The following is a 1081-nucleotide window of genomic DNA, read 5'->3' as shown; positions in this document are numbered from 1 at the left end:
GGCCGGCCCCCGGTCGAATTCAACGGCCCCGGGCGGCTGTTCGCCGGTCGGCCCGCCGAAGTCGGCATGATCACGATGAAGTCGACGCCGGCCTGCTTGCGCGTGTCCTCCGTCATCGGCTGGAGCACCGCCGTCGGATTCGGCGAATCCAGGATCGCCGGGAGACCGGGGGCGTGGGCGACGGCCTGGGCGACGGCCACCGACCGGTGGCGGGCCTCGGCCTCGCTGGCGCTCCGCGATTCCAGGACCAGCGCCAGGATCGCCCCGAGGATGAGCAGCAGCACGACCGCGATCTGCAGCGCGAAGACCTGGCCGGCGACGCTCCGCGGGCTCCTGGGGAGGAGGTTCCTCGCGAGCAGTGTCGGCTTCGATGCGCTCCGGGACCGGTCGGCGTGTTCGACCATGCGTCCTTTTTAACACCGCCGCGAGAGTGACCACGAAGCGTCGCGCCCGTGTCTCCCGGGCGGCCGGACATCCCGCGCCGACTGCGCGGCTGTCCGGCCGCGCAGCCTCGCGGTGGAGACGATGCGCCGGCCCTTGTCGTTCCACGAGCGCGGATCACTGTTCACGCCCGGATCACCCCAGTCGCCGACGGCATCCGGGCCCGGAGGCATCGCCCAGGGCAGGCCGCTGTGCTGTCGTGGCTCATGGAGCAGTCGTCGGCGGGGGTCAGTGGCTCCCGTCCCGCCCGGCGGGGGCCGAGGCTGCGTTGCGGAAGCGGGGCCACGCCGGTGCACCACTGAGCACCCGGTGCCGTCGGTCGAGTCGCCCGAGGGTCCAGCCCAGAACGCCGCCGTAGACCAGGTGGCCGGCGAGGCTGACTGCCAGGGTGGCCGGAGTGAGCCGGAACAGCAGCGCCTGGCCGTGCGGCGCGAAGAGCAGCGTGGCGATCACGACGCGGATCCCGTCCGGTCCGGGGCCGCGTCCCTGGCCGACCGGGCGAACCGCTCGGACCGGTCGATCCCCACCACCGTCCGGGGGCGGCACCGGGCGGCCACCACCGCCGTCAACACGTCGGCCTGCGGCTGCGGGAAGTGGAAGACGACGGTGCGGTCGTCCGGCGTCTCGATCGCGGCGAGGT

The 1081-nt window shown here is 73.6% G+C and carries 1 protein-coding gene and 2 pseudogenes; all 3 read right to left on the bottom strand.

The window, feature by feature from the left end:
* Positions 1 to 404 (bottom strand): annotated as a pseudogene (locus ABZ885_RS41900) (hypothetical protein); the annotation flags it as partial.
* A 265-nt stretch (positions 405 to 669) separates the two neighbouring features.
* Positions 670 to 894: a hypothetical protein gene (locus ABZ885_RS41895; protein WP_360200556.1), complete on the bottom strand. Its 225-nt coding sequence runs from the start codon at positions 892 to 894 to the stop codon at positions 670 to 672.
* Positions 891 to 1081 (bottom strand): annotated as a pseudogene (locus tag ABZ885_RS41890) (hypothetical protein); the annotation flags it as partial. The pseudogene ABZ885_RS41890 and the gene ABZ885_RS41895, both read right to left, overlap by 4 nt.

It is taken from the genome of Kitasatospora sp. NPDC047058 (assembly GCF_040643935.1).
GTDB lineage: Bacteria > Actinomycetota > Actinomycetes > Streptomycetales > Streptomycetaceae > Kitasatospora.
The sequence above is the reverse complement of the archived record's forward strand: the minus strand, read 5'-3'. Positions and strand labels throughout refer to the sequence as shown.